The organism is Streptomyces musisoli, from assembly GCF_016741855.1.
Taxonomy (GTDB): domain Bacteria; phylum Actinomycetota; class Actinomycetes; order Streptomycetales; family Streptomycetaceae; genus Streptomyces; species Streptomyces musisoli.
Genome location: NZ_JAERRH010000005.1, coordinates 308,602 through 331,685, shown reverse-complemented (window position 1 = coordinate 331,685; position 23,084 = coordinate 308,602). Strand labels below are relative to the sequence as shown.

The 23,084-nt window shown below is 72.2% G+C and carries 22 protein-coding genes and 1 pseudogene; 12 read left to right on the top strand and 11 right to left on the bottom strand.

The window, feature by feature from the left end; translation table 11 throughout:
• Window positions 1-146: 146 nt before the first annotated feature.
• The 3 genes from JK361_RS16760 to JK361_RS16750 form a co-directional block, all read right to left on the bottom strand.
• Entirely contained in the window at window positions 147-725 is a 579-nt protein-coding gene (locus tag JK361_RS16760) for a TerD family protein (protein WP_201818494.1), read from the bottom strand.
• 172 nt (window positions 726-897) lie between these two features.
• On the bottom strand, window positions 898-3,036 hold the full coding sequence (gene uvrB / locus JK361_RS16755) for an excinuclease ABC subunit UvrB (RefSeq protein ID WP_201818492.1): 2,139 nt from the start codon (window positions 3,034-3,036) through the stop codon (window positions 898-900).
• Window positions 3,037-3,076: 40 nt separating this feature from the next.
• Window positions 3,077-3,955 (bottom strand): MHYT domain-containing protein, encoded by an 879-nt coding sequence (locus JK361_RS16750; protein WP_201818490.1) that lies wholly within the window; start codon window positions 3,953-3,955, stop codon window positions 3,077-3,079.
• 279 nt (window positions 3,956-4,234) lie between these two features.
• Here JK361_RS16750 and JK361_RS16745 point away from each other — a divergent pair, with 279 nt between their 5' ends.
• Window positions 4,235-5,107, top strand: a complete 873-nt coding sequence (locus JK361_RS16745; protein WP_201818489.1) for a glycerophosphodiester phosphodiesterase — start codon at window positions 4,235-4,237, stop codon at window positions 5,105-5,107.
• 40 nt (window positions 5,108-5,147) lie between these two features.
• Window positions 5,148-5,702, top strand: a complete 555-nt coding sequence (locus tag JK361_RS16740; protein WP_201818487.1) for a methylated-DNA--[protein]-cysteine S-methyltransferase — start codon at window positions 5,148-5,150, stop codon at window positions 5,700-5,702.
• 46 nt (window positions 5,703-5,748) lie between these two features.
• Here JK361_RS16740 and JK361_RS16735 read toward each other — a convergent pair whose 3' ends face one another.
• On the bottom strand, window positions 5,749-6,180 hold the full coding sequence (locus tag JK361_RS16735) for a VOC family protein (protein WP_201818479.1): 432 nt from the start codon (window positions 6,178-6,180) through the stop codon (window positions 5,749-5,751).
• Between the two features lie 100 nt (window positions 6,181-6,280).
• Between JK361_RS16735 and JK361_RS16730 the strand changes: the two genes are divergently transcribed.
• Window positions 6,281-7,189, top strand: coding sequence for a pseudouridine-5'-phosphate glycosidase (locus JK361_RS16730; protein ID WP_201818471.1), 909 nt, complete (start codon window positions 6,281-6,283; stop codon window positions 7,187-7,189).
• Window positions 7,174-8,109 carry a carbohydrate kinase family protein gene (locus tag JK361_RS16725; protein WP_201818469.1) on the top strand — a complete coding sequence of 312 codons (936 nt, stop codon included), beginning with the start codon at window positions 7,174-7,176 and terminating at the stop codon, window positions 8,107-8,109. The genes JK361_RS16730 and JK361_RS16725 overlap by 16 nt, the downstream gene beginning before the upstream one ends.
• Window positions 8,110-8,210: 101 nt before the next feature.
• Here the strand turns inward: JK361_RS16725 and JK361_RS16720 are convergent.
• Window positions 8,211-8,998: pseudogene (locus JK361_RS16720) on the bottom strand (methyltransferase domain-containing protein); the annotation flags it as partial.
• A gap of 176 nt (window positions 8,999-9,174) precedes the next feature.
• Here JK361_RS16720 and corA point away from each other — a divergent pair.
• Window positions 9,175-10,302 (top strand): magnesium/cobalt transporter CorA, encoded by a 1,128-nt coding sequence (corA, locus tag JK361_RS16715; RefSeq protein ID WP_201818467.1) that lies wholly within the window; start codon window positions 9,175-9,177, stop codon window positions 10,300-10,302.
• A 121-nt stretch (window positions 10,303-10,423) separates the two neighbouring features.
• Here the strand turns inward: corA and JK361_RS16710 are convergent, their stop codons facing one another.
• Window positions 10,424-11,056 carry a nucleoside/nucleotide kinase family protein gene (locus JK361_RS16710; protein WP_201818465.1) on the bottom strand — a complete coding sequence of 211 codons (633 nt, stop codon included), beginning with the start codon at window positions 11,054-11,056 and terminating at the stop codon, window positions 10,424-10,426.
• A 241-nt stretch (window positions 11,057-11,297) separates the two neighbouring features.
• Between JK361_RS16710 and JK361_RS16705 the strand changes: the two genes are divergently transcribed.
• The 3 genes from JK361_RS16705 (at window position 11,298) to JK361_RS16695 (ending at window position 14,628) form a co-directional block, all read left to right on the top strand.
• A complete protein-coding gene (locus JK361_RS16705) occupies window positions 11,298-11,993 on the top strand; it encodes a DUF2293 domain-containing protein (protein ID WP_201818462.1) in 696 nt (231 codons plus the stop codon).
• A 366-nt stretch (window positions 11,994-12,359) separates the two neighbouring features.
• Window positions 12,360-12,839 (top strand): anthrone oxygenase family protein, encoded by a 480-nt coding sequence (locus tag JK361_RS16700; protein ID WP_201818898.1) that lies wholly within the window; start codon window positions 12,360-12,362, stop codon window positions 12,837-12,839.
• Between the two features lie 301 nt (window positions 12,840-13,140).
• On the top strand, window positions 13,141-14,628 hold the full coding sequence (locus tag JK361_RS16695; protein ID WP_201818460.1) for a glutamate synthase subunit beta: 1,488 nt from the start codon (window positions 13,141-13,143) through the stop codon (window positions 14,626-14,628).
• Between the two features lie 54 nt (window positions 14,629-14,682).
• On the opposite strand, the gene JK361_RS16690 is transcribed toward JK361_RS16695, so the two are convergent.
• The gene (locus tag JK361_RS16690) at window positions 14,683-15,204 is read right to left on the bottom strand and encodes a carboxymuconolactone decarboxylase family protein (RefSeq protein ID WP_236053062.1); all 522 of its coding nucleotides are present in this window, start codon (window positions 15,202-15,204) and stop codon (window positions 14,683-14,685) included.
• Window positions 15,205-15,251: 47 nt separating this feature from the next.
• Here JK361_RS16690 and pdxR point away from each other — a divergent pair, with 47 nt between their 5' ends.
• Window positions 15,252-16,691 (top strand): MocR-like pyridoxine biosynthesis transcription factor PdxR, encoded by a 1,440-nt coding sequence (pdxR, locus tag JK361_RS16685; RefSeq protein ID WP_201818455.1) that lies wholly within the window; start codon window positions 15,252-15,254, stop codon window positions 16,689-16,691.
• 97 nt (window positions 16,692-16,788) lie between these two features.
• Here pdxR and JK361_RS16680 read toward each other — a convergent pair whose 3' ends face one another.
• From JK361_RS16680 to JK361_RS16670, 3 genes are all read right to left on the bottom strand, one after another.
• Window positions 16,789-17,598 carry an SAM-dependent methyltransferase gene (locus tag JK361_RS16680; RefSeq protein ID WP_201818454.1) on the bottom strand — a complete coding sequence of 270 codons (810 nt, stop codon included), beginning with the start codon at window positions 17,596-17,598 and terminating at the stop codon, window positions 16,789-16,791.
• A gap of 117 nt (window positions 17,599-17,715) precedes the next feature.
• The gene (locus JK361_RS16675; RefSeq protein ID WP_201818453.1) at window positions 17,716-17,970 is read right to left on the bottom strand and encodes a DUF397 domain-containing protein; all 255 of its coding nucleotides are present in this window, start codon (window positions 17,968-17,970) and stop codon (window positions 17,716-17,718) included.
• Window positions 17,971-18,831, bottom strand: coding sequence for a Sco1979 family transcriptional regulator (locus JK361_RS16670; RefSeq protein WP_201818452.1), 861 nt, complete (start codon window positions 18,829-18,831; stop codon window positions 17,971-17,973). It lies immediately after the preceding gene.
• Window positions 18,832-19,047: 216 nt separating this feature from the next.
• Between JK361_RS16670 and JK361_RS16665 the strand changes: the two genes are divergently transcribed.
• The 3 genes from JK361_RS16665 to JK361_RS16655 all read left to right on the top strand — a co-directional run bounded on the left by JK361_RS16665 (window position 19,048) and on the right by JK361_RS16655 (window position 22,850).
• Window positions 19,048-19,926, top strand: coding sequence for an ATP-binding protein (locus JK361_RS16665; protein ID WP_201818451.1), 879 nt, complete (start codon window positions 19,048-19,050; stop codon window positions 19,924-19,926).
• Window positions 19,927-20,000: 74 nt separating this feature from the next.
• A complete protein-coding gene (locus JK361_RS16660; protein WP_201818894.1) occupies window positions 20,001-20,417 on the top strand; it encodes a hypothetical protein in 417 nt (138 codons plus the stop codon).
• 345 nt (window positions 20,418-20,762) lie between these two features.
• Window positions 20,763-22,850 carry an ABC transporter ATP-binding protein gene (locus tag JK361_RS16655; RefSeq protein ID WP_201818449.1) on the top strand — a complete coding sequence of 696 codons (2,088 nt, stop codon included), beginning with the start codon at window positions 20,763-20,765 and terminating at the stop codon, window positions 22,848-22,850.
• A gap of 51 nt (window positions 22,851-22,901) precedes the next feature.
• On the opposite strand, the gene JK361_RS16650 is transcribed toward JK361_RS16655, so the two are convergent.
• Window positions 22,902-23,078 carry a DUF8839 family protein gene (locus JK361_RS16650; protein WP_201818447.1) on the bottom strand — a complete coding sequence of 59 codons (177 nt, stop codon included), beginning with the start codon at window positions 23,076-23,078 and terminating at the stop codon, window positions 22,902-22,904.
• Window positions 23,079-23,084 lie beyond the last annotated feature (6 nt).

Genomic DNA, 23,084 nt, shown 5'->3' with positions numbered 1-23,084 from the left:
CGGGGCCGGGCCGCCGGCCCCACCCGAGCATGCCGGGCCCCGTGCTTCCAGGCCCCTGCTTCGGCCCTGCGCTTCCGTGCCACGGCCCCGTGGCCCGCGTCCACCTGACCCGCGACCCGTGCCCCGGCAGGTTCAGGAGGCAGGTCCTAGAGGTGGGGCAGGATCGCCGGCATCAGGTCCTGGAAGGTGCGGCCGTTGGCCGGGGCGCCGATGGCGGTCATCGTCCAGCCGGAGCCCGCCCGGTGCACCTTGGCCATGATCTGGGCGGTGTACTCGCCGCCGCCGGCCAGCGTGTAGCGGGCGAGTTCCTGGCCGTTGGTCTCGTCCACGAGCCGGCAGAACGCGTTCTGCACCTCCTGGAAGGTCTGGCCGGTGAAGGAGTTCACGGTGAAGACGATCTGGTCGATGTGGACCGGGACGCGCTGCAGGTCCACCAGGATCGCCTCGTCGTCCCCGCCCTGGCCCACTCCGCCGACGAGGTTGTCACCGGTGTGGCGCACGGATCCGTCGTCGCTCACCAAGTGGCGGAAGAAGACGACGTCCGTGGGCTGCCCGCCGGCGAAGAGGACCGCCGAGGCGTCCAGGTCGATCTCCCGGGTGCGGGAGCCGAACAGGCCGCGCCGCTTGGCCGCCTGCCAGCCCAGCCCCATGCGGACCGCGCTCAGGGTGGCCCCGTCCTTCTTCTCCAGGCTGATGGCCTGGCCCTTGGACAAGTTGACGGACACGGCTGAATCCCCTCTCGACGTTCCCCTGTTGCCGCGCCGAGCTGTTGCCGTGCGCTGCGCGGTTGTCCAGAACCCTACGCAGGGCCACTGACAGTGCCGACCCCGGCCCGCGCTTTTGTGTCGGTGTTGCAACACTTGGCGCTTATGCCGAGGCCGGCAGCGGGAGCGGGGCTCAGGCGATGCCGGCCTCCCGCATCTGGCGCAGCTCCTTCTTCATCTCGGAGACCTCGTCGCGCAGCCGGGCGGCGATCTCGAACTGAAGCTCCGCCGCGGCGGCACGCATGCGTTCGGTCATCTCCTCGATCTGCTCGGCGAGTTCGGCCGCCGGGCGGTCCGTGGGCACCGCCTTGCCCTTGGCCGCCTTGCCGGCCTTCGCGCCCTTGGCCGCCTTGCCGCCGAGCGACGGAACGGGTGCCTTGGCGCCCTTGCCGTCCTTCGTCTGGCGGTAACCGGAACCGAGGAGCTGCTCGGTGTCGACCTCCTCGCGGGCGATCTGCGCGACGATGTCGTTGATCTTCTTGCGCAGCGGCTGCGGATCGACGCCGTTCGCCTCGTTGTAGGCGACCTGCTTCTCCCGGCGGCGGTTGGTCTCCTCGATGGCCTTCTCCATCGCCGGGGTGATCTTGTCGGCGTACATGTGGACCTGGCCGGAGACGTTGCGCGCCGCACGGCCGATGGTCTGGATCAGCGAGGTGCCCGAGCGCAGGAAGCCCTCCTTGTCGGCGTCCAGGATCGCCACCAGGGACACCTCGGGCAGGTCGAGGCCCTCACGGAGGAGGTTGATGCCGACCAGGACGTCGTACTCACCGGCGCGCAGCTCGCGCAGCAGCTCGACACGGCGCAGGGTGTCCACGTCGCTGTGCAGGTAGCGGACCTGGATGCCGAGTTCCAGGAAGTAGTCGGTGAGGTCCTCCGCCATCTTCTTGGTCAGCGTGGTGACGAGGACCCGCTCGTCCTTCTCGGTGCGCTTGCGGATCTCGTGCACCAGGTCGTCGATCTGGCCCTCGGTGGGCTTGACCACGACCTCCGGGTCGACCAGGCCGGTCGGCCGGATGATCTGCTCGACGACGCCGTCCGAGCGCGACAGCTCGTAGGCGCCCGGGGTGGCCGACAGGTAGACGGTCTGGCCGATGCGTTCCTGGAACTCCTCCCACTTCAGGGGGCGGTTGTCCAGGGCGGAGGGCAGGCGGAACCCGTGGTCCACCAGGGTGCGCTTGCGGGAGGCGTCGCCCTCGTACATCGCGCCGATCTGCGGGACCGTGACGTGCGACTCGTCGATGACGAGCATGAAGTCGTCCGGGAAGTAGTCCAGCAGGGTGTTGGGCGGGGATCCGGGCAGGCGGCCGTCGAAGTGCATCGAGTAGTTCTCCACGCCGGAGCAGGTGCCGATCTGGCGGAGCATCTCGATGTCGTACGTGGTGCGCATCCGCAGGCGCTGGGCCTCCAGGAGCTTGCCCTGCTTCTCCAGCTCGGCGAGGCGCTCCCCCAGCTCCTTCTCGATGTCGTTGACGGCCCGCTCCATGCGCTCGGGGCCGGCGACGTAGTGGGAGGCGGGGAAGACGTACAGCTGCTGGTCGTCGCTGATGATCTCGCCGGTGAGCGGGTGGAGCGTGGACAGGGCCTCGATCTCGTCGCCGAACATCTCGATGCGGACGGCCAGCTCCTCGTAGACCGGGAAGATCTCGATGGTGTCGCCGCGGACCCGGAAGGTGCCGCGGCTGAAGGCCACGTCGTTGCGCGTGTACTGGATGTCGACGAAGCGGCGCAGCAGCTCGTCCCGGTCGATCTCGTCACCGACCCGGAGGGGGACCATGCGGTCCACGTACTCCTGTGGGGTACCGAGGCCGTAGATGCAGGACACCGAGGCGACCACGACGACGTCACGGCGGGTGAGCAGCGAGTTCGTCGCCGAGTGGCGCAGACGCTCGACCTCCTCGTTGATCGAGGAGTCCTTCTCGATGTAGGTGTCCGACTGCGGGACGTATGCCTCGGGCTGGTAGTAGTCGTAGTACGAGACGAAGTACTCGACCGCGTTGTTCGGGAGGAGCTCGCGGAACTCGTTGGCCAGCTGGGCGGCCAGCGTCTTGTTCGGCGCCATCACGAGCGTGGGGCGCTGGAGCTTCTCGATCATCCACGCCGTGGTGGCGGACTTGCCGGTACCGGTCGCGCCCAGGAGGACGACGTCCTTCTCGCCGGCCTCGATGCGCTTGGCCAGGTCGGCGATGGCCGTCGGCTGGTCACCGCTGGGCTGGTAGGGGCTGACGACCTCGAAGGGCGCCACCGTGCGTTCGATGTGGGATACGGGCCGCATGTCATCCACCGTACGACCCCGCACTGACAACGGGTCCCGATCAGCGGTTCTGGGGGGTGCGGGAGCCGTGGTGCTCGGGCCGCCGGGCCGGCCTGCGCCCCTCGTGGAGGGTGGCGCGGCGCTCCGTGTGGGGGGCGACGGCGGCGGCCGGGACGCCCGGTTTGTGCTCGACGGGCCTCCAGTCGGGCCGGCCGATCGCCATCAGCGGGTCGAAGATCACGACGACGCCCGCGAGGAGCAGGAAGGCGAGCGGGCCGATCAGCATGGGCGCGAGCGCGGAAGCCGCGGGGGCGCCCCCGGCGGTGTGGGAGGCACGGTCGAGGTGGACGCCGAGGGCGGCCATTCCGGTGTAGTGCATGCCGCTGACCGCGAGGCCCATGACGAGGCTCGCACCGACGCTCCACATGAACCCCCGCACCTGTCCTGCGGCCCACAGGGCGGCGGTGGCGGCCACGACCGCTATGACGACGGAGGCGGCGACGGTGAAGGTGTTGTAGGTGAACCGTCCGTGGAAGCTGACGCCCGCCATGCCGAGGTAGTGCATGGAGGCGACGCCCAGACCGGTGATCGTGCCGCCGGTGAACAGCGGGGTGCCGGTGGCGCCCCGGTAGCCGACTATGAAGATCCCGACGCCGACCATCACGATGGCGAGTCCGAGACTCGCGTAGGTGAGCGGCTTGTCGTAGTGGATCTGCGTCTCCTCGATGCTGAAGCCCATCATGGCGACGAAGTGCATGGTCCAGATGCCGGAGCCGATCGCCGCCGAGCCGAGGGCCAGCCAGGCGGGGCGCCGGGAGTGTGTGACCAGCAGAGACCGTGTGGTGCAGCGCAGGCCCAGGGCGCTGCCGAGGCAGGCCATCAGATAGGCCACCAATGGGGTGACGGCCCCGTAGCTGAATCCGTCGACCGTGCCTTGCATCCGCGGCTGCCCTTCCGCTGTCTTGCGTCCCGGAATAGTTGGATATGCCCCCGTCCCAGGACCGCGCGGGCGGTCAGGGTTGTCGCAGAGAGTATGACCCCCACCGGAATGGTCGAACGATTTTCCGGCAAAGAAACACGGCCTTGCCCCACATGTGCGCCACCGGTGAGCGGACTGGGACATCTCCGTTCAGTGTGTGGCCATCGTGCGCCCGGGTGCTGTCGACCTTGGGCTGTCAGTCTGGTGGCTGTCGGTATTCGCTCGACGCGAGGAGTGCGCATGTACGTACGCGTAGTCGCCGCCACGGTCGCCGCGGCCCTGGGGACGGCGACGGCTCTGCTGAGCCCCGGCTCAGACGCCCGGGCGGGCGAGCACGGTGTGCCCACGGTGATCGCGCACCGGGGCGCCTCCGCCTACGCTCCCGAGAACACTCTGGCCTCCATCGACAAGGCCGCCGAGCTGGGCTTCTCCTGGGTCGAGAACGACGTGCAGCGCACCAAGGACGGCGAGCTGGTCGTCCTCCACGACGACAGCCTGCAGCGCACCACGAACGTCGAAGACGTCTTCCCGGGCCGGGCGCCGTGGAAGGTGCGGGACTTCACCGCGGCGGAGATCGCCCGGCTGGACGCGGGCAGCTGGTACTCCCCCGCGTACGCGGGCACGCGCGTGCCGACGCTCGAGCAGTACATGCGCCGGGTCGAGCGCAACCACGAGAAACTGCTTCTGGAGATCAAGAATCCGGAGCTGTACCCGGGAATCGAGCAGCAGACGCTGAAGCTCCTCGGCAACGAGGGCTGGCTGGACCGCGGGCACCTGCACCGGCTGATCGTGCAGAGTTTCAGCGCCGACAGTGTGCGGACCGTCCACGAGCTGAAGCCGGCGGTCACCACCGCCTACCTCGGAAAGCCCTCCGTGGCACAGCTGCACCGGTTCGCCGGCTTCACGGATCTGATCAATCCCTCGTACACCTCGCTCACCCAGGGCTACGTCTCGACGGTGCACGCCTTCGGCGGGCCGCACGACCGGCCGCTCGGGGTGTTCGCCTGGACGGTGGACGACGCGGTCACCGCCCGCAGGGCCGCCGCCTACGGGGTCGACGGGGTCATCACCAACAAGCCCGACGTGGTCCGGGCGGCGCTGGGCGGGGACTGAGCCGGCGGGCGTTGTCAGTGCCGGGTCGTACCGTGGGCGCATGGACAGCCATGGGCGGGATGAGCAGCGGGTCGTGTGGGCGGTGGTGGGCTCGGACATCGGGCCGCTGATGCTGGCGGCGACCCGCGACGGCCTGGTCAACGTCGTCTTCCACGCCTCGGACGCGGTGCGCGACCGGGCGCTGGAGCGGCTGGCCGCCCGGTTGGGCGGCGAGCCCGTTGAGGATCCGGAGTCGCCGCTGCTGGCGGAGGCGATACGCCAGCTGCGGGCGTACTTCGCGGGTGAGCGGCACGACTTCGACCTGCCCCTGGACTGGTCGCTGATCTCCGGGTTCAACCGGCAGGTGCTGCGCGAACTGGCGTCCGGTGTGCCGTTCGGCACCGTGGTGGGGTACGGCGATCTGGCGGGGCGGGTGGGGCAGCCCGGCGGGGCGCAGGCGGTCGGCGCGGCGATGGGGGCCAATCCGCTGCCCGTGGTGGTGCCGTGCCACCGGGTGGTCGAGAGCGACGGTGGCATCGGCGGCTTCGGGGGCGGACTGGAGACCAAGCGCAAGCTGCTCGCTCTGGAGGGTGTGCTGCCCGAGCCGCTGTTCTGACGGCCCGGGACCAGGCTGGTCGTCCAGTCGCCGTAGTGCCGGGCCTCTAGTCGTCGTAGTGACGGGCCTCGAAGACGTTGCCGTCGAGATCGCGGAAGTAGAAGCTGCGCGCGGCGTTGCCGCGGGCGCCGGACAGGCCGGTGTCGATGTCCGACACGGGGACACCGTGATCCTCGAGACGGGCGCGCAGGGCGTCGAAGGCGTCGACCGGCAGGGACAGGCAGACGTGGTTGACCGGGTGGCCCGCACTGTCGGCCGAGCCGGGCAGCATCTTCATCCGTGGGGCGAAGCTGTGCGGGGCGAGGTCGAGGATGGTCTCCTCGTTGACGCGTATGGAGGGGAAGGCCACCTTCCCCTCGGTGAACTCGGCGACCCTGATCGTCTCCAGGCCGACGGCCTTCTCGTAGAAGGCGGCCGCGGCGACCGGGTCGGCCACCCACAGGACGACGTGGTCGAAACGCGTGGTGTTCTTCGTCATGGGTCCCAGGCTGGTGGCCTCCTCCCACGAGGCACAAGCGTTTATTCGCGGCCGATGCCCGCCAGAGATGAGGAAGGACCGACGGACAGGAGGCGGACACGTGGTGCTGGTGGTGTCGGAAGAGGTGCGGGAGGCGATCGACGCGCGGCGGCCGGTGGTGGCTCTGGAGTCCACGATCATCGCTCACGGCCTGCCCCGCCCGCGCAACCTTCAGGTGGCGCTGGAGCTGGAGGACTCGGTGCGGCGGGAGGGTGCCGTGCCGGCGACCATCGCGGTGCTCGACGGGCGGCCCCGGGTCGGCCTGGACAAGGAGCAGCTGGAGCGGGTCGCGAACGAGGACGGCATCCGCAAGCTGGGCCACCGCGACCTGCCGCTCGCCGTGGCGGCGGGGGCGAGCGGGGCGACGACGGTGTCGGCGACTGCGCAGCTGGCCGCGCTGGCGGGGGTCCGCGTGTTCGCCACGGGCGGGCTGGGCGGGGTGCACCGGGAGTGGACGGTGACGCAGGACGAGTCGGCCGATCTGGGGCTGCTGGCGCGTACCCGGATAACGGTGGTGTGCGCGGGCGTGAAGTCGATCCTGGACGTGCCGGCGACGCTGCAACGGCTGGAGACGCTGGGAGTGGCCGTCGCCGGGTACGGCACGGACCGGTTCCCCGGCTTCTACCTGTCGGACTCGGGGCATCCGGTCGACTGGACGCTGGACACCCCGGAGCAGGTCGCCGACGTCATGCGGGCCCAGGACGGGCTGGACGCGCCTGATTCGGCACTGATCGTCGCCCATCCTGTCCCGGAGGCGGAACAACTCGACCCCGACTTGCACGCGCGCGTGCTCGCCGACGCGCTGCACGCGTGCGCGGAGCAGGGTGTCACCGGGCAGGCGGTGACGCCGTTCCTGCTGGACTACCTGGTCCGGCACACGGACGGCGCCTCGCTGAGCGCCAACCTCGCGGCGGTGCGCGGCAACGTCCGGCTGGCGGCGCGGATCGCCACGGCGTGGGCCAGGGGGTGAGCGCGGGCCGGAACGGAGCGCTGCTGGTCGTCGGGGACGTGGTGACGGACGTGGTCGCCCGGCACCGGGGGCCGCTCGCGACCGGCACCGACACGGCCGCCGTGATCCGGACGCGGCCGGGCGGCGCGGGCGCCAACGTGGCCTGCTGGGCGGCCCACTCGGGCTGCGCTGACGTACGACTGCTGGGCCGGGTGGGGGCGGACGCCGTCGCGTGGCACGAACGGGAGCTGGTCGCGGGCGGGGTGCGGCCCCGGCTGGTGGTGGATCCGGGGGCGGCGACGGGGACGGTGATCTGCCTGGTCGACGGGGGCGCGGCGGCCGAGCGGACGTTTCTGACGGACAGCGGGGCGTCCCTGAGGCTCACTCCCGCCGACTGGTCGGACGCGCTGCTCGACGGGGTGGCCAGACTGCACCTGTCGGGGTATCTGCTGTTCACGGAGTCGAGCCGGGCACTCGCGGGGACGGCCCTCGCGGCGGCACGCGCGCGTGGCGTGCCGGTCAGTCTGGACCCGGCGTCGGCCGGTTTCCTGCTGGAGCTGGGGGTGGACCGTTTCCTGGCGTTCGCGCAGGGACTGGACCTGCTGCTGCCCAGCCGGGACGAGGCGTGTCTGCTCACCGGGCTGCCGGATCCGGCGGACGCGGCGGCCAAGCTGAGCCGTCTCGTGCCGCTGGTGGTGGCCAAGGCGGGCGCGGACGGGGCACTGGTGGCGCGTTCCGGCTCGGTACTGGCCCGGGTCCCGGCCCTGCCTGCGGCGCCCCGGGACACCACGGGGGCGGGGGATGCGTTCACCGGCGCATTCCTCGCCGCGCTGATCGCGGGCGCGGTGCCCGAGGAGGCGGCGGCACGGGGCTGCCGGGCGGGGGCGGAGGCGGTACGGCGGGTGGGCGGAAGGCCGCCGCATCGGGGCAGCGGAAACTAGGCGCCGGGAGGCCGGTCGTCGCGCCTCCCGGGGCGGGCGGCCGGCCGACGGCAGCCGAAACGGTCCGGCACTTGACGGTGCCCCGGCGCGGGAAGCTGTTCCTTGCGGCCCCAGGCCGTGATCATCGGTGCGGTGGCCAGGTCCATGGCACCGGCTGCCACGTTGGCCAGGTGCCGGTCGGTCTCCGCGTCGGTGGCGAGGCCGGCGGCGGCGAGCCGGTCGCGGATCCGACGGACCGTCGCGGCTTCGGAGTGGTGCAGGCGGGCGAGGTCACCGGGAAGTACGCGTCCGCCTCGACACCGTGCAGTCCGGACTCCCGCAAGAGCCGCGGGAGTTTGCGCCCGTAGGACAGGTCGGCGCCGCGGTCGGCGAGCAGCTTGCGGAAGCCTTGGCGGAGCCGGTTGGCGAGCCGTTGCTCGGGGCCGTGCTCGCCGGGGCGGATCAGGGGCTGGAGGGCGGGATCGGCGTCCTCGATCAAAAGCCGTCCGCCGGGCCGCAGAGACTCGATCACCGACCGCAAGGCCCGTTCCCGGTCGGGTACATGGACGAGGACGAGCCGGGCGTGGACCAGGTCGAAGCCCTCCCCCGGCGGCTCCTCGGCGCCCACGTCGTGGACGCGGACCTCCACCGGCGGGCGGGCCGCGGGGGTGAGCCGCGAGGTGTCGATGTGGGTAGCGACGACCCGCCCGGCCTGGCCCACCTTCTCGGCGAGCCAGGACACGACGGAGGTGCCATCGGCCCCGACTTCACAGCAGCGCCGGCCCGGTCCGACACCGAGGCCTTCGAGGTGCCGGAAGGTCGTGGGGCCGAAGAGGTGCGCGAAGGCGTCGAATCGCCGCCCTGCCTCGTTCTGCTGGTTGTCCAGGAGGTATCCGTCGGATCGCGGCATGCCCCGATCATCCCGGTCACCCGAGTTGTCCGCCTCGACCGGCCCTTCGTCCACAGGCGGGAACCAAGCGGAACTCGCCGCTCCCACAGGCTTGCCCGCACGTTGACCAGGACTGGCAGACTTGCCGAGCAAGGCGCGAAAGCGTTGTGCGAGGAGATCCACGCGAGGAGATCCAGATGTCCATGGCAGGGAATCTGCGGAAGGTCACGGGGCTGGGCAGGGTCGGCGGCCTGCGCAAGGTGGCGCGGCTGGCCCGGCGGCGGCCGCGCGTGGACCTGAGCCATCCCGCCAGGTCACCCCTGGGATCGTCGGTGGTGAACTGCGTGACGTATCAGGACGGCGTGCGCGTGCCGGGGTGCGCCGACCTGGTGGACGCCGTGCGGCTGGTACGCAAGACCGGCGAGGGTTTCGTCTGGCTCGGGCTGCATGAGCCGACGGCCCGCGAGTTCGCCGGCATCGCCGAGCTGTTCGACCTGCATCCGCTGGCGGTGGAGGACGCGGTCGAGGCACACCAGCGGCCGAAGCTGGAGCACTACGGGGACACGCTCTTCGCGGTGTTCAAGACCGTCTGCTACGTGGAGCACGAGCAGCTGACGGCGACCAGCGAGGTGGTGGACACCGGCGAGATCATGATGTTCGTCGGCGAGGACTTCGTGATCACGGTGCGGCACGGGCGGCACGGCTCACTCGGCCCGCTGCGCGAGGAGTTGGAGGCGGACCCGCACCAGCTCGCCAAGGGGCCGGCGGCGGTCCTGCACGCGATCGCCGACCATGTGGTCGACGACTATCTGAACGTCACGGATGCGGTGCAGGCCGACATCGACCAGGTCGAGACGGAGGTGTTCTCGGAGAACGGAGCGCGTCTCGACCCGGGCCGCATCTACCAGATGAAGCGTGAACTGCTGGAACTCAAGCGGGCGGTGGTGCCGCTGGGCCGCCCGGTGGAGGACCTGGCCACCCGGCCCATACGGGCCGTCGCCCCGGAGATACAGGCCTACTTCCGGGATGTGCTCGACCATCTGATCCGGGCCAAGGAACAGATCGCCGCGTTCGACGAGCTGCTCAACTCGATCCTCCAGGCACATCTGGCGCAGGTGACCGTCGCGCAGAACGAGGACATGCGGAAGATCACTGCCTGGGCCGCGGTGATCGCCGTGCCGACGATGGTGTGCGGGGTGTACGGCATGAACTTCGACCGCATGCCGGAGCTGCACTGGCAGTTCGGCTACCCGGTGGTCATGACCGTGATGGCGGGGGCGTGTCTGGCGCTGTACCGGGGCTTCAGGCGCAACGGCTGGCTCTGAGCGGCGCAACGCGGAGCCGCGTGCCTCGGCGGCCACATGGGGTCGGCCGGTACCCCGGTTGCTTGCCGGCACTTCGGCTCCGGGTGCCGCCGGGGCCGGATCCGTGGACGGCGCCTTCGGATCATCCGCTCCAGGCGGGGTGGCGCGGGTCGTCGGCGCGGACCAGGACATCCGCGGTCGCGGCCGGGTCGGTCTCGGCTTCGTAGCGTTCGAAGGCGGGGAGCGTCCAGTGGTCGGCCTCGGGGGTGCGACGGCGCAAGGCGCCCGGGGAAAGGAGGAGGTGCACGGTCAGGTCGAAGGGGAACCAGTGGCGCAACAGGAGGGGGCCGTGGAGCAGCAGGATCCCACCGGCCGGGAGTTGGACGTAGGAACTGCGGGTGGCCCGGTCCGTGGCCGGATCCCACAGGTCGGGCAGGACCCGCCCGCTGCCTCCGGGATCGAGCGGTCCGAAGACCTCGCGCCACAGGGCGCCCGTGTCGAACCATCCGCTGTAGTACGACTCCGCGTCCCGCCACCCGTGCTCCAGCCGCAGTGAGGCCGGGCGCAGGAAACCCTCCGTGCCGACGACGAGCGAGGGCCGGCCGCGCACCCGCAGCGCCTCCCCGACACGCGCGGCGAGGTCTCCCGGGTGTACGGCCGGGGCACCGTCGAAGCCGACCCGCTGCCAGTTCCCGCCGTCGGCCGGCGCGGCACCGGCCAGACGGTCGGCGAGCCGCTCGGCCAGCCGGTCCCAGGTGATCGCTTCGAGTCGCACACCGCCCATGATGCCGGGTGGCCCGGGAGACCGGCGAGGACGGCCGGGAGACGGGACCGGCTCCACGGCGGCCCGAGAGCAGGGCGGGAAGGCGGGCTTCGCTCCAGGCGGGGACGGGCTGGTTCCGGCGGGCTGAAGAGCGGGAGGAGGTGCGGGGGCGGGACTGGCAGCGGAGAGGAAGAGGAGGAGAAGGTGTGGGCGGGCGAGGGAGGCGTGGGCGGTGGCGGGGAAAGTACCGCGTATGGCGCTTCCCGCAACTCCCCACTCCCCCGGTCGGCTTGTCGTCGTCCAGTCGCTGAAGCGCAAGCGATGTGCCGGCTGCCGGCGCGGTCCCCTGTCGCTGCTGGTGCTGGAGGACGGAGCACCGCGGTGCCTGGACTGTGCCGACCTCGGGCACCTGGTGTTCCTGCCGCGCGGCGACACGGCCCTGACCCGCAGATCGCGGGAGGGGAGCGCGCTGTCGGCGGTGGTGGTGCGGTTCAACCGGCGCAAGAGCCGGTACGAACGCCAGGGCGTGCTCGTGGAGGAGGCCGCGCTGGTGCGGGCCGAGGCACGCTGTCTGGCGGACGCGGAGGCCCGGCGCCGGCGGCGCGCCCGGGACGCGCGGCGCAGGGCGGTGGAGGACGAGCGGTTCGCGGTGGCGTTCGCCGCCGAGATCCTCCGGCTGTTTCCCGGGTGTCCGGCCGAGCGGGCCCGGGCGATCGCGGCTCACGCGTCGGTGCGGGGCAGCGGGCGGGTGGGGCGCAGCGCGGCCGGGCGGGCACTGACCGAGGGGGCGGTGATCTCGGCGGTCGTGGCGGCGGTACGGCATGTGGACACGCCGTACGACCAACTGCTGATGTCCGGGGTGTCGCGGTATGAGGCACGGCGCCGGATCACGCCGGCCGTGGAGAGCGTGCTGCGGACGTGGCAGGAGGCCGGAGAGGCCACGGGCTGAGGGCGCGCGAGACAGGAGGAGGCCGGAGAGGCCACGGGCTGAGGATGCGGAGGGCAGGAGGAGGCCGGGGAGGGCACGGGTGAGGATGCGGGAGACGAGAGGAGGCCGGAGAGGCCACGGGCTGAGGGCGGGAGACAGGAGGCCGGAGAGGGCACGGGCTGAGGGTGCCTTAGGCCGGAGTAGGCGGGAGGCCGGGAGAACGTGCGGGGCGACGTCGGGACACGGGCTGCTATCGGCGTCCGCCGTGGCCGGTCCCCGGTGTCGGATTTGCGCCGGAGTCCGGGTGACATCCGTGCCGGGCGCCCGGCCCGATGGGAGGACCCGTGCCGGAGGCCGGTTCGGGCGGAATGGGATGGGGGCGTGGGGATGATCGACGGGCCGTTCTTCGTGTTGGTCGTGGCGGGGGTCCTGGGGACCGGGCTGGTGGCCGGTGTCTTCTTCGGCTTCTCGGCCTTCGTGATGCGGGGGCTGGCGGCGCTGCCGCCCGCGCAGGGCGTCGCGGCGATGAACGCGATCAACGTCGCGGCCGTACGGCCGGCCTTCATGGCCGTGTTCGCCGGTTCCGCGGCGCTGAGTGCGCTGATCGCGGTGGTGACGTTCGTCGTGTGGCCGGCCGAGGGGACGGTGGAACTGCTGTCGGGCAGCGCGTTGTATCTGGTCGGCTCGTTCGGGCTGACGATCGTCGCGAACGTGCCCCGCAACGACCGGCTGGCCGGGCTCACGCCGGGTGCGCCGGAGGCAGCCGGTTACTGGCCGGCGTACGTACGTGAGTGGACTCTCTGGCACCACGTCCGGACCGTCGCCTCGGCCGCGGCGTCCCTCGCCTACATACTGGCCCTCGCCTGAGCCCGGGTGCGCCCGGGTCGGCCCCGGGTGGCCGTGCGTCTGTCCCGGTTGTGCCGTGCGTCTGTCCCGGGTGTGCGTGCGCCCGGCTGTCCTGACCGTTCGCCGGGGATCACCCGGACCCTGCCTGAGCGGCGGCCGGGAGCCGGCCGGGACTGCGCTGGGGAGACCCGGGGAGAAAGCGCTGTCCACCACTCTGCGCGGCCGTCGACGGGGACGTATCGTGGCCGAAAGAGTGCCGCCCGAAGACGCACGGCCCTTCGTACACCCGGTGCCTCCGGTGCCCGTACGCGAGGAAGACGCCATGGCCGATCCCAAGGGGTTCATGACCACGCCGCGCCAGGAGTGGCCGCGGCGGCCCGTCGAGCAGCGGGTGCGGGACTGGGACGAGGTGTACGTCCCGGGAGCGCTGCTGCCAATCATCAGCAAGCAGGCCGACCGCTGCATGGACTGCGGCATCCCGTTCTGCCACCAGGCCTGTCCGCTGGGCAATCTCATACCCGAGTGGAACGACCTGGTCTCGCGGGAGGACTGGCGGGCCGCGAGCGACCGGCTGCACGCCACCAACAACTTCCCGGAGTTCACCGGCAGGCTGTGCCCGGCGCCGTGCGAGGCGGGGTGTGTGCTGGCGATCAACCAGCCGGCCGTCACCATCAAGAACGTCGAGTGCGCCATCGCGGACAAGGCGTGGGAGGAGGGGTTCACCCCGGCCCGGCCGCCCGATCGGCTGTCGGGGAAGACGGTCGCCGTCATCGGCTCCGGGCCCACCGGGCTGGCCGCGGCACAGCAGCTGACCCGGGCCGGACACACGGTCGCGGTGTACGAGAAGGACGACCGGATCGGCGGTCTGATGCGGTACGGCATCCCGTCGTTCAAGATGGAGAAACGGCATCTGGAGCGGCGGATCGAGCAGATGCGGGCCGAGGGGACGAGGTTCCGTACCTCGACGGCGGTGGGCCGGGATGTTCCGGCGGACGAGCTGCGGACCCGGTACGACGCGGTGGTGATCGCGACGGGTGCGACGGCGTGGCGGGAACTTCCGGTGCCCGGCCGTGCGTTGAAGGGGATACACCAGGCGATGGAGTATCTGCCGCTGGCGAATCGGGTGTGTGAGGGGGATCTGGAGGCTTCGCCGCTGTCGGCCGCCGGCAAGCACGTGGTGATCGTGGGCGGCGGGGACACCGGGGCGGACTGTCTGGGCACCGCGGTGCGCGACGGGGCCGCGTCCGTGACCCAGCTGGACATCTACGCACAGCCGGATGCGGAGCGCGACGAGGACAGCGAGCCGTGGCCGACGTACCCGAAGATCTACCGGCTGTCGGCGGCGCACGAGGAGGCGCGGGAGCTGCGGACGGCGCCGGCGGCGGACGCGGACGCGCGGCTGTTCGCGGCGTCCACGCTGCGTTTCACGGGGGACGAGAGCGGGCGGGTGCGGTCGCTGCATCTGGTGGAGGTAGACGAGCGGCGGGTTCCGGTGCCGGACACCGGGCGGACGCTCCCCGCCGACCTGGTGCTGCTCGCCCTCGGGTTCTCCGGGCCCGACCAGGAGGACGGGCTGATCGACCAGTTGGGGCTGGCGCTCCAGCCGCGCGGCACCATTGCCCGGGACGACGGCTTCGCGACCAACGTCCCCGGGGTGTTCGCCGCCGGGGACGCGGCGCGCGGGCAGTCGCTCATCGTGTGGGCGATAGCGGAGGGGCGGGCGGTCGCGGCGGCCGTCGACCGCTACCTGACGGGGCGTTCCCGGCTCCCGGCCCCGATCACGCCCACGGACCGGCCCATGGTCGTCTGAGGCGTTGCCCGAGGGGGCGCGGAGAGCCGGGGCGTCCCCCCGCCGGTGGGGTCGTCAGGGCTTGCGCTCGTCCGTGCCCGCCACCTTCCCCGTGGCCAGGGCCACGCGGTTCCACGTGTTGATCGTGAGGATCAGGGAGAGCACCTGGGCCAGTTCCTGGTCCTCGAAGTGGGCGGCGGCCTCGGCGTAGACGGTGTCGGGGACGCCGCCGTCGGCGACGAGGGTCACCGCTTCCGTCAGGGCGAGGGCGGCCTGTTCCTTCGGGGTGAAGAAGTGCCGGGCCTCGCGCCAGACGGCGACCATGTGGAGCCGGTCCTCGCTCTCGCCGGCCTTGCGGGCGTCGTTGGTGTGCATGTGCAGGCAGTAGGCGCAGTGGTTGAGGTGGGAGGCACGGATCTGGATCAGTTCGACCAGGGCCGGGTCGAGGCCGGCGCGGGCGGCGGCGTCGAGGCCGATGATCGCGCGGAAGACCTTCGGTGCGGACTTGGCGAAGTCCAGGCGGGTGCGGGCGGCCTCGGCGGCGGCGATCCCGGCGGTGGGGTCGAGGGCGGCGGCGGTGTTCGCGTTCGTCGTCATGTGCTCCAACCTAGGTGGCGAAAAGACCGGCTGTAGGGTGCACTTCCATGACGGGATCGTGGGTCAATTCGGCGGAGCGGATCGGGGCCGACCTGCATCTGGAGCTGTCGGGACCGGGGAGCCGGCGGGCGGCGCTGACCGGGGCGCTGCGGGAGGCCGTGCGCAGCGGCCGGCTGGCGCCGGGCACCCGGCTGCCGCCGTACCGGTCGCTCGCCGCCGACCTTGGTGTGGCTCGCAACACGGTGGCCGACGCGTACGCGGAGCTGGTCGCGGAGGGCTGGCTGACCGCCCGGCAGGGTTCGGGGACCAGGGTCGCCGGGCGGGCCGAGCCACTGGGCCGGAACCCGCGGACACCCGCGAAGACGCCTCTGCGCACGCGTGGCCCGCGGTACGACCTGCGACAGGGCACGCCGGACGCGTCGGCCTTCCCGCGGGCGGCCTGGACGGCCTCGTACCGCCGGGCGCTGCAGGCGGCGCCGAACGAGGCGTTCGGGCCGGGCGATCCCGCCGGGCGCCCGGAACTGCGCCGGGCGCTGGCGGAATACCTGGCACGCGCGCGTGGGGTGCGTACCGAGCCGGACCGGATCGTGATCTGCTCGGGTTTCGCGCACGCGCTGCGGCTCCTCTTCGGCCGGGGCACCCGGGACGGGCCGGCCGCGGGCGGGGTGCTGCGCGGTCCGCTCGGCGTGGAGGGGTACGGGCTGGGCTTCCACCGGGATCTGCTCGCGGCGGCCGGGGTGCGCACCGTGCCGCTGCCGCTGGACGAGCACGGCGCTCGGGTGGACGCGCTCGGGCGCGAGCGGGCGGTGCTGCTGACGCCCGCGCACCAGTTCCCGACCGGCGGTCCGCTGCACCCGGAACGCCGGGCCGCGGTGATCGACTGGGCACGCGCGCGGGGGGCGGTGGTGCTGGAGGACGACTACGACGGCGAGTTCCGGTACGACCGCCGGCCCGTGGGCGCGCTTCAGGGGCTCGACCCGGAGCGGGTGATCCACATCGGGTCGGTCAGCAAGAGTCTGTCACCGGCGCTGCGGCTGGGCTGGATGGTCCTGCCGCAGCGGTACGTGGGGCCGGTGCTGGCGGCCAAGGGCGAGCGGGAGGCGTGGGCGAGCGTCCTGGACCAGCTCGCGCTCGCGGACTTCGTCGCCGGTGGGTCGTACGACCGTCATGTGCGGCGCATGCGGCAGCAGTACCGGCGCCGGCGGGACCGGCTCGTCGCCGCGCTCGCCGCGCAGGCGCCGCACATCGAGGTGACGGGCATCGCGGCGGGGCTGCACGCGGTGCTGCGGCTGCCGGCCGGTACGGAACGGTCGACGGTGAAGGCCGCCGCGTGGCAGGGCATCGCCCTCGACGGCCTCGCCGCGTTCCGGCACCCGCAGAACCCGACGGCGGCCGGGGACGGACTGGTGGTGGGGTACGCGACCCCGGCCGAACACGCCTACGGGGCGGCGCTGGAGGCGCTGTGCGGGGTGCTGCCGCCGGGGTGAGGACCGGGACGGCCGGAAGGACCCGCGGAGACCGGGGGCGGTGGCGGAGGCGACCCGGCAGCTGGTTGGCCGACGTCCGGGGCGCGGCCGGCCGGTGCTACGGCTTGCGCGCCACCGCCCCGTAGCCCGGGATGACGCCGTCGTCCTGGCCCGGCACCGGCTCGCCCAGCTCGGGGTGCCACCGGTGCACGATCTCTACGCCGGGTTCGACCGGTTCGAGGCCGGTGAAGAAGCCGGCGAACTCCTCGCGGGAGCGCAGGGCGAGGGTGATGCCGGCGGCCTTGAGCTTCTCGGTGGCCGCCGCCGACTCCTCCGGGGTGAAGTCGGCGGTGGCGTGGGTCATCATCAGGTAGCTGCCGGACGGCAGGGCGGACAGCAGCCGGGAGACGAGGGCGTGCGCGCCGTCCTCGTCGGAGACGAAGTGCAGCAGGGCGATGAGGGAGAGGGCGACCGGCCGGCCGAGGTCCAGGATCCGCCCTGCGCCCTCGACGATGGCGTCCGGGTCGCGCACGTCGGCCTGGAGGTACTCGGTGACGCCCTCCGGGGTGCTGCGCAGCAGGGCCGCCGCGTGGGCCAGCACGATCGGGTCGTTGTCGCAGTAGACGACCCGGGCGTCGGGTGCGATCCGCTGGGCGACCTGGTGCAGGTTCGGCTCGGTCGGTATGCCGGTGCCGATGTCCAGGAACTGCCGCACACCCTGCTGGGCCAGCCAGCGCGTGGCCCGGTGCATGAACGCGCGGTTGACCCGGGCCATCACCGGCACCCGGGGTTCCAGGGCCAGCATCTGCCGGCCCATCGCCTCGTCGACCGGGTAGTTGTCCTTGCCGCCGAGATACCAGTCGTATATCCGCGCGGGATGCGGCTTGCTGGTGTCGATCCCGATGGCCGTCGGGTCCTGGCCTGTCATGCGGCGCTCCGTAAGCGTCGGACGCGTGGAAGCATCAAGTCACTGTCACAAGGGGAAGTTGCAAACGAGCAAGGGATAAAAACCGTCCACGGCCGCGGTGCCCGGCCGCCGGTGTGTTCAGGACAGCAGGAAGTCGGCCTCCCCCGCCTTGGCGCCCTCGATGAACGCGGTCATCTCGTCCATGGTGTAGATCAGCGCCGGCCCGTCCGGGTCGGTCGACTGGCGCACCGCGATCCGGCCGTCGGCCAGCTTCATCGCCTCCAGGCAGTTTCCGCCGTTGCCGCCGCTCCAGGGTTTGTGCCACCCTTCGCTGCCCAACTCCCGCGCCGGCATGCCGTTGTAGACGCGCCCGCGCGGACTGATGCGATCCATTCACAGCTCCTTGCGGAGATCCAGGAGGATCTCCTTCGTGCGTTGTGCCGTAGCGGCCTGCGCCGCCATGCGGTCCATGACCTCCAGGTGGGTCGCCACCTCGGTGCGCGCGTCCAGGTAGACCGCGCCGGTCAGGTACTCGCTGTAGACCATGTCCGGCAGTTCTGACATGGCAAATCGGAACAGCACGAAGGGCCCGTACGTTCCCGGGTGCGGCCCGTTGGCGAACGGGGCGACCTGGAGCGTCACATGGGCCAGCTTCGTGGCCTCGAGCAACTTGTCGATCTGCGCGCGCATCACCTCCGGGCCGCCGACCGGGCGGCGCAGGGCGGTCTCGTCCATCACCGCCCAGAAGCGGGGGGCGTCGGGGCGGGTGAGCAGTTCCTGGCGTTGCATGCGCAGCGCGACGTGCCGCTCGATGTCTTCCGGACTCGTCTGGCCGATGGCGCCGGACTTCAGCACCGCGCGCGCATAGTCCTCGGTCTGCAGCAGGCCGGGGACGAAGTGCGGCTCGTAGGAGCGGATGAGGCCGGCCGCGCCCTCGAGACTGACGTACATCGAGAACCAGTTGGGCAGGATGTCGTGGAACCGCTGCCACCAGCCGGGAAGGTTCGCCTCCTCGGCCAGCTGGACGAAGACCTCGGCCTCGTCGTCGGGGACGCCGTACGCCTTCAGCAGCAGTTGCAGGTACGGGATTTTGAGGGCGACCTCGGCCATCTCCATGCGGCGGACGGTGGCGGGGGCCACGCGGAGGACGCGGGCGGCCTCCTCGCGCTTCAGTCCGGCGCGTTCCCGCAGGTCCAGCAGGCGCCGGCCGAGGACCACCTGGCCAACCGTCGGCGCGGACCGCGGTTCGCTCACGCTCCCACCTCCACCGTAAGCCTCCACCGAAAGTTTCCCGACAGCCCTGCGGCGCCATTCGAAGGTTCATTCGAAGATCGGATCGGATCTCCGACGACTCCAATTGGCGCCGCGCGAGGTGCTGTTGCGAGCAGTGTGCCACGGCCTCTGACCGAGTCACACTGCACTCTGCAATTTTCAGAGTGACTCTTGCCAAGTGTCCGTGGCAGGGAGATAGTGGCAGGCGTGATTCCGTCCGCGCCTTTAGGAACAGACGCCGCCGCACACCGTTCCGGTCCCGGCGCCGATCGGGGTCCCACCGCGCGAGCCGGTTCGAGCGAGGGCGAGGGAGCGCTTCCGCAGGAAGGCGCTGCCGAGCGCAGGTTCCGCTTCGAACTGGCCGCACATCCGGGTTCCGTCGCCCGAGCGAGACGCCTGGCACAGGCCCGGCTGTCGGGCTGGTCGGTCTGCGTGGACACCTGTGACAACGCGGCCCTGGTCGTGTCCGAGCTGGTCACCAACGCGATCGTGCACACGGCGAGCGGCCGGGTCGTGTGCGAACTGCACGCCCATGACGACACGGTGCGCATAGCCGTGCGAGACGAGGGCTGTGCTCCTGGCGAACCCCACCCGTCACCGCAGCGACCCGATGAGGAGCACGGGAGGGGGTTGCTTCTCGTCGACGCGCTGTGCCGGGCCTGGGGTGTCCAGGAGCACGGCCCCGGCCTGCTGGTCTGGGCGGAACTGCCCCGCCGGACCGACCCGGCCGCCGGCACCCCCGAGGTGCGGTGCGACCTCGGCTGGGGTGCCCGCCCGAAGCCGGGCCGCCCGGACGACTCCGACCAGGAGCAGCCGGCCGAGGCGAGCCGACGGGCGCCTGAGCAGTACCGGCACGGAACGGCGGGACAGCACCGGCACATCACCCGTCCGGAGCAGCATCCGCACGCCGGCCATCCCGAGCAATACCCGCACGCCGGCCATCCCGAGCAGCATCCGCACGCCACCCGCCCAGAGCAGCACCGGCACGCCACGCATCCCGAACAGCTCCGGCACACGGCGCCGCAGCAGCGCGCGTACCGCGCTCCGGAGCAGCCCCTGCGCGGGGAGCGGCCGTGAGGAGCGGCGGCGGCGCCGGGCACCCCGGCGGCATCGGAACCGGACAGGAGCACGCCATCGGCCGCAATGCCCGTATGGGCCAGGACCACGCCATCGGCCTGAACACCCTCGTGCGTCTGCAGCGCCGGCGCCCGGCCCCGGGTCCGGACCGCCGGCTGCCGCTGCCGGACGGCATGACGGCCCCGCTCGGCTGTGACGCCGTGGCCGTACCCGACCGCCTCGGACCGCTCGTCGTACCCCGGCTGCCACGGGTGGGGTGTGTGTACGCCGACGGTTCGCACTGGTGGTGGATCGTTCCGTCGGACTCCGACTACGCCCTGCCGTGGCCGGCCCCGGCCCAGTACGCCCCGGGCGCCCTGATCACCGGTACCGCCCGGCTGATCCACCGCCCGGAAGGCACGGTCCCGTACACCCCGCCGATCCCGCTGTACCTGGCCCTGTGCCGGGTGACGGACACGGCCCCGGACTGGTCACGGGCCGTATCGGCGTAACCGCCACACCCACCGCCCGCACCCACCGCCCGCACCCAGCGCCCTGCCTTACTCCCACCCCGGGCCTTCCCGCCCATCACCGGCTTACGCCACCACCGGCTCACGCCACCACCGGCTCACGCGGACGGCGTCCACCCACCCGCTCCGCCATCGCGTCCACCCGCCCCCTCCGCCTTGACGCGGACGGCTCCCCCGACCCGCGGACGGTCTTCCATCCGCCCCGCTCCGCCCCACCGCCACGCGGACTGCGCTCCCACCGCGCCCCTCGTGCGTCCCCTCGCGCCCTGCCGGACCGCCGCCCCGGCCGCGATAGTGGCCGTTCCGTCCTGGGTCCGGGAGGTCACGGTGAGGAAGAGGCGGGAGACGGCCGAGCCCGTGGTGTCGGCGTCGGAGCGGCTGCTGTTCGGCGGCCCACTGCGGTACGACATGGGCTGGAACCGGCACGCGGACGCCTTCATGGCGCTGAGCTTCCGGGCGATGATGCTCCGGCTGCCCGGCATGCTGGCGTCCAGCCTGCGGCTGGCCCGGCAGGCCGACGCGGGGGCCGCACGCGTGATGCTGGCCGCCGAGGTGGGCCGGGGCGCGGCCCAGGCGGTGAGCCTGCTCGCCGTGAACAACGCGCTCGGCAAGCTGCTCACCGGCCCGGACATCGAGCAGCGGCTGCGCTCGGCCGGCCCGGCCCTCGCCGTGATGGCCGCCGTGATGCTGGTCGCCGCGCTGCTGCGGGCCGCCTCGACCTACGCCACCGGGCGGCTGGAGCCCAAGGTGGAACGGGTGGCGACCGAGCTGTACCTGGAGCGCGCGGCCAACGTCGAGCTGGCCGCGATCGAGGATCACGCCTTCCACAAGCTGCTGGACACGGCCCAGTACGGCGCCCGGTCCGCCCGGCACATGATCAGCTACAGCGCCCGGGTGATCAACGCGATGATCTCGCTGATCGCCGCTGCGGGCGTGCTCACCGTGCTGCATCCGGCGCTGCTGCCCCTGCTGATCACCATGACCCTGCCCAGCGCCTGGAGCGCGCTGACCAACGCCCGGCGGCGCTACGAGTCCTTCCACACCTGGGTGCAGCATGCCCGGGCCGGCCAGCTGATCAGCAGTCTGCTCACCGAGCCGGCCGCGGCCCCCGAGATCCGGGTGCATGCCGTGGGCCCGTTCCTGCTGCGCCACTTCCGGTCCATGTCGGAGACCGCGGAGACGGAGCAGGCCCGGCTGTCCCGGCTGGCCGCCCGGACCGGCCTGATCGCCGCGGCCTGGACGGGCCTCGCGACCCTCGCGACGTACGCGACGCTGGGCGCGCTGCTGCTGGGCGGCGCGATGGCCCTGTCGGTGGCCGGTACGGCGGTGATCGCGATCCGTACGGGTGCGGCGAGCCTGGACACACTCGTGCTGGAGATCAACCAGCTGCACGAGGAGGCCCTGTTCGTGGGCGATCTGCAGCGGTTGTACGCCGAGGCGGCCGAGCGGGCCATTCCGGTGGGCGGGGAGCCGCTGCCGCAGGACCCGAAGGAGATCCGCTTCGAGAACGTCACCTTCAGCTATCCGCACGATGCGCACCCCGAGCCGGAGACCGGGCCCTCGCATGACGCCCGTCCGCAGGGCCCCCGTCCGGCCCTCGACGATGTCACCCTCACCCTCCCCCTCGGCCGGATCATCGCGCTCGTGGGCGAGAACGGCTCGGGCAAGACCACACTGGTCAAGCTGCTCGCGGGGCTGTACACGCCGGACCGGGGCCGGATCCTGTGGGACGGCGTCGACGCCGCGCGAGCCGACCGGCGGCTGCTCGCCGAGCGCATCGCGATGGTGGCCCAGGACTTCAAGCGCTGGCCGTTCACCGCCCGGGTGAACGTGGCCGTCGGCCGGTCCACCGCGGCGATGACCGAGGAGCGTCTGGCCGCGGCGGTCGCCGAGGCGGGGGCCGAGGAGGTGGTCGCGGATCTGCCGCGCGGTCTGGACACCCTGCTGGCCCGGAACTTCAGCGGCGGTCACGAGCTGTCCGGCGGCCAGTGGCAGCGGCTGGGCATCGCCCGGGCCGCCTACCGGCGCGGGAGCATCCTGATCGTGGACGAGCCGACGGCGGCGCTGGACGCGCGGGCCGAGCTGGAGGTCTTCGAGAAGATCCGGGCGCTGGCGGGCGGCGGGCAGACGGTCGTCCTGATCACCCACCGGCTGGCCTCGGTCCGGCATGCCGACCTGGTGCATGTGCTGGAGCAGGGGCGCCTGGTGGAATCCGGCACCCCGGAGGAGCTGCTGGCCAGGGGCGGTGTCTACGCCGAGCTGTACACGCTCCAGGCGGAGCAGTTCACGGCGAGGACACCGGCAGCCCCACCGGCACCCACACCCCCACCCACCCCGACAGCGACAGCGACAGCGACAGCGACAGCGACAGCGACAGCGACAGCGCACAAGGTACCCGCGCCGAAGCCGGCCTGAACCGCCCGGCCCGGGCCCCGCCCGGCCTCCGTGCCCGGCCTGGGGCCCGGCTCACTCGACGGCGTCGCCCCCGCGGACGATCACCAGGAACGTGTCCGTCGCGAGGTCCATGACGACCTCGGCGGGCAGGCCTTCCAGACGCCGCGCGTGCGCGAACTCCTCCGCGGGCCAGGAGCCGCGCGGACCACCGGCGGGAAAGCGTTCGAGCACCGTTCGCCCGTTCACCATCTCGCA

Coding starts and splice junctions, on each gene's coding strand:
- JK361_RS16700 (WP_201818898.1), top strand. CDS start 12,360: ATGATCGACGGGCCGTTCTTCGTGTTGGTCGTGGCGGGGGTCCTGGGG.
- JK361_RS16740 (WP_201818487.1), top strand. CDS start 5,148: ATGGACAGCCATGGGCGGGATGAGCAGCGGGTCGTGTGGGCGGTGGTG.
- corA (WP_201818467.1), top strand. CDS start 9,175: ATGTCCATGGCAGGGAATCTGCGGAAGGTCACGGGGCTGGGCAGGGTC.
- JK361_RS16695 (WP_201818460.1), top strand. CDS start 13,141: ATGGCCGATCCCAAGGGGTTCATGACCACGCCGCGCCAGGAGTGGCCG.
- JK361_RS16680 (WP_201818454.1), bottom strand. CDS start 17,598: ATGACAGGCCAGGACCCGACGGCCATCGGGATCGACACCAGCAAGCCG.
- uvrB (WP_201818492.1), bottom strand. CDS start 3,036: ATGCGGCCCGTATCCCACATCGAACGCACGGTGGCGCCCTTCGAGGTC.
- JK361_RS16705 (WP_201818462.1), top strand. CDS start 11,298: ATGGCGCTTCCCGCAACTCCCCACTCCCCCGGTCGGCTTGTCGTCGTC.
- JK361_RS16750 (WP_201818490.1), bottom strand. CDS start 3,955: ATGCAAGGCACGGTCGACGGATTCAGCTACGGGGCCGTCACCCCATTG.
- JK361_RS16675 (WP_201818453.1), bottom strand. CDS start 17,970: ATGGATCGCATCAGTCCGCGCGGGCGCGTCTACAACGGCATGCCGGCG.
- JK361_RS16690 (WP_236053062.1), bottom strand. CDS start 15,204: ATGACGACGAACGCGAACACCGCCGCCGCCCTCGACCCCACCGCCGGG.
- JK361_RS16745 (WP_201818489.1), top strand. CDS start 4,235: ATGTACGTACGCGTAGTCGCCGCCACGGTCGCCGCGGCCCTGGGGACG.
- JK361_RS16650 (WP_201818447.1), bottom strand. CDS start 23,078: ATGGTGAACGGGCGAACGGTGCTCGAACGCTTTCCCGCCGGTGGTCCG.
- JK361_RS16660 (WP_201818894.1), top strand. CDS start 20,001: ATGGGCCAGGACCACGCCATCGGCCTGAACACCCTCGTGCGTCTGCAG.
- JK361_RS16735 (WP_201818479.1), bottom strand. CDS start 6,180: ATGACGAAGAACACCACGCGTTTCGACCACGTCGTCCTGTGGGTGGCC.
- pdxR (WP_201818455.1), top strand. CDS start 15,252: ATGACGGGATCGTGGGTCAATTCGGCGGAGCGGATCGGGGCCGACCTG.